This window comes from Ochrobactrum sp. P6BSIII (assembly GCF_014138065.1).
GTDB lineage: Bacteria > Pseudomonadota > Alphaproteobacteria > Rhizobiales > Rhizobiaceae > Brucella.
In genome coordinates, this window is record NZ_JACGXB010000034.1 from 1 (window position 1) to 9,829 (window position 9,829).

The window sequence follows — 9,829 nt, forward strand, 5'->3', positions numbered from 1 at the left end:
TTTGTTCATATCTCTGCGGTTGAACGCGCAGGTATGTACTCGCTGACCGAAGGCCAGAAGCTCACTTATGATCTGGAACAGGATCGTAAATCAGGCAAAATGTCGGCCTGCAACCTGCAAGCCGCTTAAACAGCTGATTTTCTTTCCTTTGACCACGGATGTACTGGCACTGTCGAAAGAAGTTAGCTTTGAGGCCAAGCATCGCTTGGCCTTTTTATTTACCTTTAATAAGGAACAAAAAAAATTGCCCCAAAGTCCACGCGGTCCTTTCACAAAGGATACATTATTTAAGCCAATTCCTTCCTCTCGGGAGTCTGTCGCTTCACGCACTAATAAAGCCGTGCGTTCCATTCTAGACGCAGAAGTAGACGAGAGGGTCGCAAAAACACTCCGCTTGCGAAAGCAGCGGTTAGAGCGCACGCTTACCGCGGCAACGCCTGTACCGAAAAAGAAAGCACAAAAAATCAAGTGAGTGCATTCACGCGTTGGCTTTTCGGTTCGATATCAGCGTAACAGCGTATTTCTGACGGGTTTACTTGTGAAACCAACTCCAGATTTTGAGAGTGTTCTCATATAGTGATGCGACGCCAACAATTATCGCGAGAACGGTAATTGCAACCCATTTACCGACACGGCCCAATGTTTCAAGCGTTTCCCAAAGGGTCATTACGCCTTCGAGGTTCGATATATCCTTGTCGTCCAGCTTCGAAAGGAACTCTTTCGTGTGGTCCGGAAGCTCGACCATGCGGTTAACTGTAGGTGCTTCGCTATCCATTGGGCTCATGCCTTCCACCCGCACATTTTCTCGCCTTTTTCATTATGAGCCAGCATAGCTGAAACCTCCCGATCAGTCATAGCCGCCAAAGCGGCAGGCGACGGCCGCAAAGGACTCGCGACCATACAGAATGAGCCTTGCGGGCTACCGCAAGCTGCCAGCGCGCAGAATGCTGCCAGTGCAATTACCTTGACCATTTGGAGAGCCTTTCCCGGTTCGTCTTGGCGTCCCGTCCGGATATGGCCGCGTCAATCTCGTCGGCAACCGAGCGGGCCTGGGCGCTTTCATCCTTCTGTCTGATCTGCTCGGCACCCTTCCCGTCTGATCGCCCTTTGAGGTAAAGGCCGAATGCCCCGGCTATAGCCAGAGCGATATATGCCACCCACCCATTCGAAGCGGCGACAAGGGCGAATATTGCTTCAAGCATGATCGGTCTCCCCCTTCCCCTGTTTCAGTTCGCGGTTCTTCTTGTTGATCCGGTGGCGGTCGATCAGCCACCAGCCAAAGACAATTGCGTTTACGACGATGCCGATCAGTGCATCAGCTGCGCCATCGTCCAGCCAACCGCGAGCGATCAGAAAGCCGCCAGCAATCTGCAAAATCTGTCGGATTACCGGAATGAGCAAAGCGATATCCATCATGCGGCCTTTCCGAAAAACGAGAGAATGGCTTTGAAGAAATCAGCCCAGAAGCTCGCAGAGACCGGCGCGGTAACAGCGGTCTCGGGCAAACTTGGGGCTTCTTGTTCATCACTTGGAGCAATTGGCGACGGCGTGACGGCATTTCCTGCCGCCTTCACCTTGTCCAGCAACGCTTCAACGGCTTCAGGTTTGACCAGCGCCTTATTCAGTTCATCGCCCGCATAGTAAGTTTCACCGCGCTTGAGTTTTCGGTGCGCACCCTGCACAGCGGCCAGAACTGGGAAAGACGCCCATTCCTGAGCGAGGCGCTTGCCGAATTCGGTGCGGTTGATCTTTCCGGCCATGAAATCTTCATAGCCGCGCCGCTTCAGCAGATGAAAAGCGAGCTGGTCCTGAAAATTGGCGTCGAATATCTGGGTTCCCTTCAGGCCAAGCTCTTTGGCGAGATCCTGAAGCGTGGCGCGCATAAACTGAGCAGCGCCAGCCGCGGATGATGCGGTGGTGTAACCCCAGTTCGCTTTCACCCAAGTCTTGCTCGACCAGTTTTTCTGCGCGTCAACCAGATCACCAAGCGTCATCTGAGTGATCGGCTTTGCGAGCCGGTTCTGCCGGTTTCCGAAAATGACCTGATAACAATCAGGAGGCGCTTTACCTGCATCGGTTCGATAAATAAAATCGAGCAAAAGCGCCGCACCGGCTGGCACGGTTTTATCCATTGGATTTCCTTTCAGGCATAAAAAAACCGCCTCAAAGGCGGCGTTGTCGGTCAGATGGGATGTGGGCCTTATGCGGCCTGATTTGTTTGCAGATCTTTGATCTGCCTATCCTGCTCCAAAACCATCAAAGTCAGCGATTGAACCGATGCCGTCAGGTCAGCAACCACCTTGGAATTGTCGATCTGCTGATAATCGGGAACGGTATGGGTGTATTCCCAATCAGCACCCGGATAGTCATCCTCTTTGACGCCTTCATATACAATGTCCGGCCCGTAGACAGCGGATTGCACCTCTTTCACCACGTCGCCCGTGACGTATTCCGGCATAATCAACGGCCCGCGAACGGTCGCCCTGCCAAGGCGTTTAACAGCGTCCTTTTGCCCGGAAACTGCATGAGGCATGACCTCTTGCATTTCGTGAGCGATAAACCCGTGCGCGATTTGATCCGGCTCGACGTTCCAGCGGTAGCTAACTGGTCGCAAGAGCATGATGCGCAGAAGGTTCGTGTCGAGCAAGTCGAACTGTTCTGACGTGAGGGTGAACGACACCAGCGGCGCAACGTCCGACTTCAGACGATAATCGGATGACGTGTTGAACTGCGTGGCCGTGGTTGTCATTCGCACGGAGCCTTTTTCGCCACCGCGATCCCGAACCGAAAGAGCGTCGCCAGAACTGTTCATGTTCGCGATCAAGCAAACCTGACCTGCGCCCGCCCCCGAGCCCGCGCCGAGGGTGTAGTTATAGTTGTTCTGTCGCATTACCGCTTGGTTGTTCAGCCAAGCAAGGAGATTGTTGCTATCAACGATCTGCGCGGAATAACCGCCATTATCGATATTTATGTTAAGGCTTCCGGTCCACTGGAAACCAATGGTGTTAGGGCTTAACGAACGCGTGGGGGTGAAGCCAAGCACGGGTTGAAGTTCGTTAATGGAATTGTCCGCAGCGGCGCGGAAATACGGTCTGCTTTTGATGCCCCCTACGAACCCTGCAACCGTTATTTGATCGGCGGAAACCTTGCCGTTAATCGAATTGTTAAGGGTTGCCACTTGCGCAAGCATGTCGTCACGCCGAACGGCGGCATTTGTCGAAGAACTAGTTACGGGTAGCGCAAGCTGACCATCAGTTTTGAAGCCGAAAGTTCTAGTAACCCCGACTCCCCCCGTAGCGACGAGGTTCATTGCGCCCGTTACTAGGCTCTGAATGAACCCCAGATTTGCGGAACCGTCTGCGGTCTGAAAGGCGATTTGCTGAGTGCCATCGTATCGCGACCGAATGCCCGTTTGAGCCTTAAGGATAATCCCGGCTGAGCTATCAACAGTAAGCCCGCTGCCCGTCAGCGTACCGCCAGTCAGCTTCAAATAGTCGCCAGCAGCGGCATAGAGCGGATCGAAATATGCCTTGAGCGTTGCCTTGATATTGGCCCACGTGACGCGCTTGACCTTGCCGTCATCTTCACCGTCGGTGATTACGGCGCTGTCAGCATCAACGGGCGTTTCCTTCGGCAATGCGGCCAGCAGGTCCTCACTGGCTAGGGCGCCGAGGTTCTGGCGCGCATCGGTGGCATTGGTCGCGCCTGTACCGCCTGCCGTGATCGGACGCGCATTATTCGCATCAGCCGTCAGATCATCGACAAGTGCATTATAGGGCGCGCTTCGTATGGTTGTGTCAGGAACACCCTTCGTTCCAGCCGGAGGGGTATAGACGCCATCAGTTCTAGGCATGGCATTCTCCATTAAAAAAGCCGCCCGAAGGCGGCTTGCGGTGGGGACTTGCGAGTACTATGCGACTCACTTCAATCTGAGGTGGTTAACAACGGGAGGCTTTGGATGTCTGTTTTTATTGTAAGTTATGACTTGAGACAGCCGGGACGCAACTATCAACCATTATATGATAGGCTATCAGGATGGGGCGCTATTCGCCTTCTGGAGTCAGTTTGGGCAGTGAACGCCAATACGAACGCAACTGACTTGAGAAATGATCTTCTCAGCAGGATGGATGCGAATGATGGTATTCTTGTCGCGATAACTCAGGGAGCAGCTTGGAATAATCTTATCGGGCAGAGTGGTCCAACGTTGAAAAGGTGGATTGACGGTTAAGGTTTCGGTTGCTTCCAAAGGGCATCCCGTTGATATGAATGAGGATGCCCAAAATCTTTGCGATCCAGTGAATAATGAGAATGCGCAAACCTTGCTCGTTCATGCTGTTATCTCCTATATTGGGATTGGCGATAGTTAAGGGCATCTATGCAAATCGATCACGATCAGAACGAACCGAAGATTGACCGAGACCCTTTTCCTTGGTGGCTCGGCGGCATTGTTGCGGCTGTACTCTGGCTTGGTTTTATCTATTACGGCCTGATCGAGTGGTATTCGGCCCTTTTAGGAATTGGCACCGGCTGCATTCTGGCAATCTGGGCTATCGAGAAAACGGGCAACCGCACTCCCGATAGCTGGCGAACCAAGCGTTAACGGTTCGGCCTCACAGTAATTTCCAACGGGGCCCGTCGCTCTTGGCCAAGGATGCGCGGCTGAACACCCGAGCTTGATCCCAATATCATTGACCGCAACATGTCGCGTTGCTGAACAGATATCTGCTTTTTCGTTACTGCTCGATCAAGGATACTGAAAGCCTTCTCCGGGTCAGTTTCCGTCAAAGCGCGGCCTACCCGGCCAAGCACTGATGGCGGAAGGCCTTTTGATTCGTTTATACCGCGCATAGCGGTGCTGATTGCCGCCCCTTTCCAATCCCCGCGCAGAAGGCTGTTGAAGACAGCAGGATCAAACTGAGCCATTTCAGCCGCATCGGCCAAATTATCAGCGGTCTTCGAACCGCCCATGGCTTCATTCGCGGTTTCGAACATCTTCTGTTCGCGAGCAATGCGGCGTCCCATTTGCGCGGCACGATCAGGGACCGCGAAAGCTGGGAATTCCTGCGCGGTCTTTTCAGTGATCAGCATTCGCGCCTTGTTTGTGGTTGGGGCAGACGAAGCGGCCTCTACCCGCGCAATCCAAGGATCAGCATATCCGGGGCGAAATGCGTTTTGCTCCGCCGTGTTCATGGCGTCAAATGTGCCGATGTTGTCAGCAGCCCGCATGCGGCTCGACGCAGCGTTTTTCCCTGTCTCAAGGGCGTCAATCACCTTGCTTTGGCTCTTGAATGTGTCATTCGCCGCCCGATAAGCAGGTGAAGCGTTCTCCAACGCCTGATCAAGCTGGGCATTGAGCATACCAAGAACCCGAGCGCGATTGCCTTCTCCTGCTCTTTGTGCCCGCTGCACCGCATCGCTTACGTCGGTCTTCAGGTTCAGAGCACGGGTGAAGTCCGAGAGAACAGATTTCCCATCGGTCATACGGTTTTTATAACCGGTGAGCGCCTTTTCAATGCTGTCGCCCGCGATTTCATCAGCCGGAGAGACGATCTTTTGAACACCAGGGCGAATAACGTCATCGATATGCTGAATGACCGGCGACAGATCGACCGCACCAGCATCCTGACGTGCTGCGCGATAATTCTGATTGGCGAGAGTGTCCCGGGCCTCCGTAAGGAATGCTCCCCGCTGTGCTGCCGTGTCGGTCGCCCCAAAGCCTTCTGCAAGGGTGTTTGCCAAGCGGTCGCCTTGCCCAGATTGCCGTTTCACCAGTTGCTCGAAAACCTCCTGCCGCGCATCGTTCGGATTTCTCACGGCGGTGGAAAGCATTCTTCGTCCCGAATGCCCGAGGGCATCAGCAACCGTGAACTGGTCCTGACCATCGGCAATAGCGTTTCGAAGCGCTTGTGCAACCTTTTCCTTGGAGCTTCCGGAGCGGGTAAGCGCGGTCTCCAATGCCTGATCGGCATATTTTTGAGGGTTGAGCCGAGCTGTGAGCGGAGCAAGCAACGGCTTAGCCACAGCGGACGCCCCCGCCACTGCGAGAGGGGTGGCTCCACCCAGACCGAAGCCTACGGCCCCACTCTTCACCGCGCTTTTGGCACGTTCATCAAAGCCGCCTTCGCCACTGCCAAAACCTTGCCCGAGACCCAGCAACGCGCCATCAATGGCGGAACCAAAGGCGACTTTTCCAAGGCCTTTACCGGCGTTGGCCGCGTTCGTGGCGACAGACAAGCCATTTCGAGCCAGCCCCGCGCCGCCAGCGATACCTCCAGCCAGCTGACCGCCAAGCCGATAACCGAACCGGTTTTCATTGTCAGACTGGTCAATACCGCGCTGGCGTGCCAATTCCTGATCGTAGTCGCCCAAATAGCCGAAGCCCGTTCCAAGGCCCGCTGCTATCTCGTCAGCAAAACCAAGCGAAAGCATATCGGCTGCTCCACGCATGGCGGTATCAACTTTGCCGAGCATAGAGTTTCGAGCACTGTCGTCAGGGTTCCGTACCGTCGGATTGCGGGTCATATCCGACATTTCATCAAGCCCTTGACGGACTTCCGGGGTTATCGGTGCTTGCGCCGGTTGCAATGTAGCCGCGATTTCATCCACGGTCGATTGCTGTTCCTGTGGCGACATCTGGAGAAAGCTGTCATCGACCGTCACGCGACGGCCCGCAATGTTGAGTGTAGCCATTATGGTTCAATGCTCCAAGGAAGGCCCGAACTGGTGCGGCCAGATTTTCCCGATTGTCCTGACTGCTGGTTTTGAGTGCTGCTGTCGGTTGCGGTTTGCTCAGCGGTATAACGGGGATCAACTTCCGAAGGATCGATGCCCATTTTCTTCAGCGCAGAGAGTGAATTTTGGGTCAGAAACAGTGGTGCATCCTGCCCCATCACATTGCGATACCGCTGCTCATACGTGTCTGTACGAGCGGCGAGCATGTGCAGCGCTGAGACAACCGCACCACGAAGCTGTTCGGGAGAACTGCTCGTGCTGATGGCATGTTTCCACTCTTCAACCTCTTGCTGATTAAGCGCTCCTACGCCCTTGAATGCCTTAGCCAATTCGTCAGCAACGCCAAGACGGTACGTTTCAAAGCTACGCTGTGCCGCGTCACCGGTTTGGGTGTTGAACTTGTTTGCCGCCCAATTCCAAGCCGGATACGAGGAATTATTCAGCTTGCCATGCTCTTCGACCATACCCGCCATATGCTGAATGGCGAGGTTCGTGGAAGAGGCCATTTTTGCCATTTCTCCGGTCGCATAGTCCTTACGTGTCGCCACACGCGCACCGGTCTGTGACATATCCCAAGTCGGGTCATACAGAGAAACCAACTTTGCCAGATCTTGACGCTCGCCACCACGAAGAGAGGTAACGCGGCTGATATCGATGCGGCCGTCAGAAATCCCTTTGACCTGCGAGGCCAGAGCTGGCGGCAACTGCTGCAAGAACTGGTTTTGAGATCCCGCGTCAGGTACGCCCATTTCAGACATGGAAACTGGCGGCAATCCGTCGAGATTAATGGACTTCCCGCCCACTTCAGCGGTTGCAGCCGGGGTAACGTCTGTCACCGCCCCATCAATGATCCTGAAAGCGCGATTGCCTGCAATCTTGATATCTCCGGCCTTTGCGGCATTTGCTCGCGCCTGCGCTTCCGCAATCTGCGCCTGTCGCAGCGGATCACGCGCTTGTGCCGTCTCCTGATATTGCTGTTGGAACAGCCAGTTGTCGCGAGCAGATTGCTGTTGTCGAGCCTGCTGCTGCTGCTCCATTTCCTGCTGGAGCATCATCTGAGCAATGCGCTTTTGATCTTCCGGAACGAATGGATTGCTTAAAAGCTCGGCAAGCGCCTGATACCGCCCGCTATTCTGCGGCTGGGATGGGGCCTGCTGCGGCTGAATAGGCGCACGGGATGCAGACGGAGCCTCCGGGAAATATCCCATGGGGGCTGCGGCCTGCTGTGGTGCCTGCCCTTGCGGAGCCAGCGCGCTGCCAAAAGCCATATCATTCTGGCGCAACAGACTTTCAGACGGGCCATTGTTAAGGTTTACCGGCGACAGACCATAGCCACCGCCGACCTGTTCAACGTTCTGATACGTCTTCCCATCCGGGCCTGTAATCACCTGCCCCGGTGCATAAGCCTGTTCTGGCATAACCGGTTGCCAAACCGCACCAGCATTCCAGCGCTCATTGAAATTGCTTCCGGGCCCCGCAAACGCCATTGCAGGAGCCGACGATAGCTGATCGTTGCCCGTGAAATCATACGGGGCCACTGCCTGCCGCTGTTGTGGTGCGCTGACGGCAGGTGGCGTGTAGTCTTCTGGACCTGACGCCTGTCGCGCAAAATCCAAATCGGCCTGAGATACATCTGCACCGGGCGCAAACAATCCGTCAGGATCGGCAACAGGTGAAATCGCCTGAATAGCGGCCTGTGGAGTACCCGGCCCCTGCGAACCACCGCCGCCCAGAAGAGCAAGCGCCTTCTGACGATGGCCGCTCATTTGGTTGTTCCACTTGTCTGCAACGCTGCCGGGTGCGCCGCCATTGTTGGCGTCGGAAGCCGCATAGCGCCCCGGAGAACCGGCATTGATGGTTGAATAGAGGTCGAGGCCGCTCATGCCGGGCTTGAAACCACGGTCGCGGAAATAGCTGGCGACGGCTCCATTCGCACCAAGCTGTGAGCCGAGGGGATTGCTCCAATCCACGCCATACTGCTGTGCCTGCGGCTCGCCAAACTGGATCAGTCCGCGATGTTGGCCGTGCTGAGTGCGCGGCCCAGCCTTCGACGGGTCAAATGTGCCGGCAGTCTCGTAGGAAATAGCCGTGGCAAGATCCACTGGATCAGCGCCGATTGCCTGTGCGGTTTCAACGATGCCAGAACGGAGCGCGTCAGCGTTCTCGCCAAATTTGAAGTTGCTCGGTGTCGTACCGGTCGCCGCGCCACTTGTCGGAGAGCCACCAGCGGCAACCGTTGAAGGATAAGCGCCGCCCGCCCCGCCAAAGCCATTCATGAGCTGGCTGAAAAGCGTGCTGCCCTTCTGACGTTGCTCATCGGCGTACTTTTCACCCTGATTGATACGGTTCTGCTCGACTGCGCCGGTCAGGCCATCACTCAACGCATAGAGCCAGCCGCCCGGGCGCGAATACTGTTCTGGGCCCGCACCCATCAAGTCACGAACGCGGCGGCGCGCCTCCTGCAACTGCTCAGGCGTCTTATAGGGCGTGCCCTGCCCGAAAATGAAAGACGGAATAGCCATTATTTGCCTCCAAGCGCCTTTTTATAATTGACAGCCAGCAAACCGCTTGGCGTCTTCGCAACAGCTTCCGGCTTCTTCTTTTTGACATCCTGAGCCAGCAGGCCGAGACGCTTAGGAGCGGTTTCAGGCTCGCCCTTGTATCGATATTCGTAAAGGTTCAGGCCGTTTGCGCGTCCCACCTTTTCGATATCTTTCTTGGCGCGCTCATCAGAGAGTTTGAACGGCGCTGTGATCAGGCTTGCCAGACCGCCAAGGAACCCATTGGATTGCTGCAAGGCGGTATTGTAAGCGCCAACATCATTCGCATACTTCTGCTGTACCAATCCGGCGTAATCGACGGTTGGAATTCCCTGAATTTGTGAACCGCCGAACTGCGGCTTGCTCACCTGCCCGCCGCTCATCAGTGCCGAGATTTCATTGATCGGAGCTGAGCGCTCTTCATATCGCTCATTTAAGGCCTGCTGGCGCTGTGTGTTCGCAGCTGTTGATTTGCACTGAGAAGTGACCCGGCATTGCCGGATATTGTCATCGAGAATTGACCCATGTTTTGAACCTTGCTCCGCGTGTTTTTAACG

General features: G+C 55.3%; 11 protein-coding genes. 3 read left to right on the top strand and 8 right to left on the bottom strand.

What is annotated here, in order from left to right; all coding sequences use genetic code 11:
• Both FHW00_RS24100 and FHW00_RS24105 read left to right on the top strand, forming a co-directional pair.
• Positions 1-129, top strand: a 129-nt coding sequence (locus FHW00_RS24100; RefSeq protein WP_182514680.1) for a cold shock domain-containing protein, incomplete at its 5' end; no start/stop codon positions are given.
• 19 nt (positions 130-148) lie between these two features.
• Entirely contained in the window at positions 149-472 is a 324-nt protein-coding gene (locus FHW00_RS24105; RefSeq protein WP_139364468.1) for a hypothetical protein, read from the top strand.
• A 60-nt stretch (positions 473-532) separates the two neighbouring features.
• Here the strand turns inward: FHW00_RS24105 and FHW00_RS24110 are convergent, their stop codons facing one another.
• From FHW00_RS24110 to FHW00_RS24130, 5 genes are all read right to left on the bottom strand, one after another.
• A complete protein-coding gene (locus FHW00_RS24110) occupies positions 533-775 on the bottom strand; it encodes a hypothetical protein (protein WP_078341318.1) in 243 nt (80 codons plus the stop codon).
• Positions 776-959: 184 nt separating this feature from the next.
• A complete protein-coding gene (locus FHW00_RS24115) occupies positions 960-1,202 on the bottom strand; it encodes a hypothetical protein (protein ID WP_078341312.1) in 243 nt (80 codons plus the stop codon).
• Positions 1,195-1,416, bottom strand: a complete 222-nt coding sequence (locus FHW00_RS24120; RefSeq protein ID WP_445558035.1) for a Pam3-gp28 family putative phage holin — start codon at positions 1,414-1,416, stop codon at positions 1,195-1,197. Before FHW00_RS24120 ends, FHW00_RS24115 begins: the two co-directional genes overlap by 8 nt.
• A complete protein-coding gene (locus FHW00_RS24125) occupies positions 1,413-2,132 on the bottom strand; it encodes a hypothetical protein (RefSeq protein WP_078341313.1) in 720 nt (239 codons plus the stop codon). Before FHW00_RS24125 ends, FHW00_RS24120 begins: the two co-directional genes overlap by 4 nt.
• A gap of 68 nt (positions 2,133-2,200) precedes the next feature.
• Positions 2,201-3,853, bottom strand: a complete 1,653-nt coding sequence (locus FHW00_RS24130) for a tail fiber domain-containing protein (protein WP_445558036.1) — start codon at positions 3,851-3,853, stop codon at positions 2,201-2,203.
• Positions 3,854-4,375: 522 nt separating this feature from the next.
• Between FHW00_RS24130 and FHW00_RS24135 the strand changes: the two genes are divergently transcribed.
• Positions 4,376-4,600 (top strand): hypothetical protein, encoded by a 225-nt coding sequence (locus FHW00_RS24135; protein ID WP_078341315.1) that lies wholly within the window; start codon positions 4,376-4,378, stop codon positions 4,598-4,600.
• Here FHW00_RS24135 and FHW00_RS24140 read toward each other — a convergent pair.
• The 3 genes from FHW00_RS24140 to FHW00_RS24150 are packed head-to-tail and all read right to left on the bottom strand — an operon-like array spanning position 4,597 to position 9,640.
• Entirely contained in the window at positions 4,597-6,690 is a 2,094-nt protein-coding gene (locus FHW00_RS24140; protein WP_176168395.1) for a hypothetical protein, read from the bottom strand. The two genes, FHW00_RS24135 and FHW00_RS24140, sit on opposite strands and share 4 nt — an antisense overlap.
• Positions 6,690-9,254, bottom strand: coding sequence for a hypothetical protein (locus tag FHW00_RS24145; protein ID WP_078341316.1), 2,565 nt, complete (start codon positions 9,252-9,254; stop codon positions 6,690-6,692). Before FHW00_RS24145 ends, FHW00_RS24140 begins: the two co-directional genes overlap by 1 nt.
• Positions 9,254-9,640: a tail fiber domain-containing protein gene (locus tag FHW00_RS24150; protein ID WP_445558037.1), complete on the bottom strand. Its 387-nt coding sequence runs from the start codon at positions 9,638-9,640 to the stop codon at positions 9,254-9,256. The genes FHW00_RS24145 and FHW00_RS24150 overlap by 1 nt, the downstream gene beginning before the upstream one ends.
• Positions 9,641-9,829 lie beyond the last annotated feature (189 nt).

Bases quoted from the DNA above. Each gene is read 5' to 3' on its own strand.
- FHW00_RS24110 (WP_078341318.1), bottom strand. From the start codon at position 775: ATGGATAGCGAAGCACCTACAGTTAACCGCATGGTCGAGCTTCCGGAC.
- FHW00_RS24115 (WP_078341312.1), bottom strand. From the start codon at position 1,202: ATGCTTGAAGCAATATTCGCCCTTGTCGCCGCTTCGAATGGGTGGGTG.
- FHW00_RS24120 (WP_445558035.1), bottom strand. From the start codon at position 1,416: ATGATGGATATCGCTTTGCTCATTCCGGTAATCCGACAGATTTTGCAG.
- FHW00_RS24125 (WP_078341313.1), bottom strand. From the start codon at position 2,132: ATGGATAAAACCGTGCCAGCCGGTGCGGCGCTTTTGCTCGATTTTATT.
- FHW00_RS24130 (WP_445558036.1), bottom strand. From the start codon at position 3,853: ATGCCTAGAACTGATGGCGTCTATACCCCTCCGGCTGGAACGAAGGGT.
- FHW00_RS24135 (WP_078341315.1), top strand. From the start codon at position 4,376: ATGCAAATCGATCACGATCAGAACGAACCGAAGATTGACCGAGACCCT.
- FHW00_RS24140 (WP_176168395.1), bottom strand. From the start codon at position 6,690: ATGGCTACACTCAACATTGCGGGCCGTCGCGTGACGGTCGATGACAGC.
- FHW00_RS24145 (WP_078341316.1), bottom strand. From the start codon at position 9,254: ATGGCTATTCCGTCTTTCATTTTCGGGCAGGGCACGCCCTATAAGACG.